General features: G+C 71.6%; 3 protein-coding genes and 1 pseudogene. All 4 read right to left on the reverse strand.

What is annotated here, in order from left to right:
• On the reverse strand, positions 1–196 hold a 196-nt coding region (locus tag ACK5IN_RS04230; protein ID WP_416894968.1), incomplete at its 3' end, for a DUF4166 domain-containing protein.
• The gene (locus ACK5IN_RS04235) at positions 193–819 is read right to left on the reverse strand and encodes an SRPBCC family protein (RefSeq protein ID WP_416894969.1); all 627 of its coding nucleotides are present in this window, start codon (positions 817–819) and stop codon (positions 193–195) included. The genes ACK5IN_RS04230 and ACK5IN_RS04235, both read right to left, overlap by 4 nt.
• The gene (locus ACK5IN_RS04240) at positions 816–1,487 is read right to left on the reverse strand and encodes a phosphatase PAP2 family protein (protein ID WP_416894970.1); all 672 of its coding nucleotides are present in this window, start codon (positions 1,485–1,487) and stop codon (positions 816–818) included. The genes ACK5IN_RS04235 and ACK5IN_RS04240 overlap by 4 nt, the downstream gene beginning before the upstream one ends.
• A 26-nt stretch (positions 1,488–1,513) precedes the next feature.
• Positions 1,514–1,751, reverse strand: a pseudogene (locus tag ACK5IN_RS04245) (Bcr/CflA family drug resistance efflux transporter); the annotation flags it as partial.

Raw genomic sequence — 1,751 nt, forward strand, 5'->3', positions numbered from 1 at the left:
CCGGCACCAGGATGTTGCGCAGGCGCCCGATCTGCAGACACGGCACGGTCCACCACGGCCCGCGTCGGATCTGCGCCATCACACCGCGGCCGGTGCACGATTCGCCACCGAGGCGCACGCCGAAGCGCCGCTGCAACATCGGATGCAGGCGCCCGAACCGGTCTGACCCCATGGCCTGTTCGAAGATCGACGTCATGCCGGATCCGCCAGCGTCGCGAGGGTGGCGGGCGCGTCCCGCAGGTGATCATCACGGCGACGGCCGCCACGTGGTGCCCGGCGGCACCGCCCGGCGCGCGGTCGGTCACGCCGCCACACCCACAGCACACTGTGCAACGGCCACTCCTCGGGTGGCGTGCCGGTCTCGAGCCAGATGCGCAGCCGGTCGAAACTCCAGGCGGTCGCCCAGCCCACCAGCGGGCGCACGATCAGGTCCAGCGGCCCCCACCCCGGCGCGTAGTCGTAGCCGGTGACGAAGCGCACCCCGCCGGGCTCGGGCGTGTAGCGCCAATAGCCCCGTCCCGCACGCAGCGGGCTGAGCCGGTCGTCAGTGTCGAACCGCAGCGCCGAGGTGCGCGTGCCGTCGGGGCGCGAGGTCTCGCCGATGCTGACGCCCGTGCCGGTCACGGTATGCACCGGAGAGCGCCGTTCGTACGTGAAGCGGGTCGCCCCGGCATCCGTCGCGCCCGCCGGCACGATGCGCGAGAACCGCACGTCCCACCGCACGTGCTGCAGCGGGTCCTGCGTCGCCGTCCAGACGGCATCCAGATCGGCGCGGATGAAGGTCTCGACGTAGATGCCGCGCCGGTGCGACCGCGTCACTCCGCGTCCTCGGGCGCACGCGCCGGCAGCAGCGTGCGTTCGCGTTCGCGGATGAGGGGCACCGTGAACGCGCCGGCGACCACGAGCGCCATGCCGATGCCGACGAGCGTGCCGCCGACCGTGTCGCTGAACCAGTGCGCGTGGACCTGCGTGCGGCTGAAGGCCATCAGGAGCGTCCATGCGGCACCGACGATCGCGACCCACACGCGCGGGAAAAGCAGCACCGCGAGGGCTGCGATCGTCGCCGCGTTGGCCGTATGCCCCGACGGGAATGACCCGTGGTCGCTGATGACGAGCATGTCTTCGGGGCGCGCTCGACCGAAGATCGTCTTGAGCACCTGCACGGCCGCGGCGCTGAGCGCCGACGCGACCACGAACATGAGCCCTGACCAGGGGCGGCGGATCAGGACGAGCAGGGCGGCACCCGCCAGCGGCACGACGTAGGTGGCGAACCACCCGCCGCCGACGAAGTTCATGAACAGCGAGATGTCGCTGAGCACCGGTGCGAACAGGCCGACGAACCCGTTCCACCACACGTCGACGTCGATCGGGTCGGCTTCGAGTGCGATGAGCACACCCAGGAGGGTGGCCGCGAGCACGAGCGCCACACCGACGACGGCGCACCGCAGCCCGATCGAGATCTCTTCATCGGTCACGCGGGCAGCCATCGCCCCATTGTGCCCCACCGGCCCGATCAGGGCGCGAGGCGCTCCACGGTGCGCGGTCGCACCACGAGCCACAGCGACAGCACGGCGATCACGGCGCAGCCGACCATGACCGACGCCATCGTGGTCGCGGTGATCTCGGACCCTTCCGCGAGCGCACCGACGAGCGGCGTGACGAGGCCCGCGACGCCGAAGTTGACGGCGCCGATGACGGATGCCGCGGTGCCCGCCGCCTTGCCGTGACGATCCAGTGCCAGCACCTGCACG

This window comes from Microbacterium sp., from assembly GCF_047971895.1.
Lineage (GTDB): Bacteria > Actinomycetota > Actinomycetes > Actinomycetales > Microbacteriaceae > Microbacterium.

What these genes read in the sequence shown, in the direction of transcription:
- ACK5IN_RS04240 (WP_416894970.1), bottom strand. Translation starts at nt 1,487, where the DNA reads ATGGCTGCCCGCGTGACCGATGAAGAGATCTCGATCGGGCTGCGGTGC.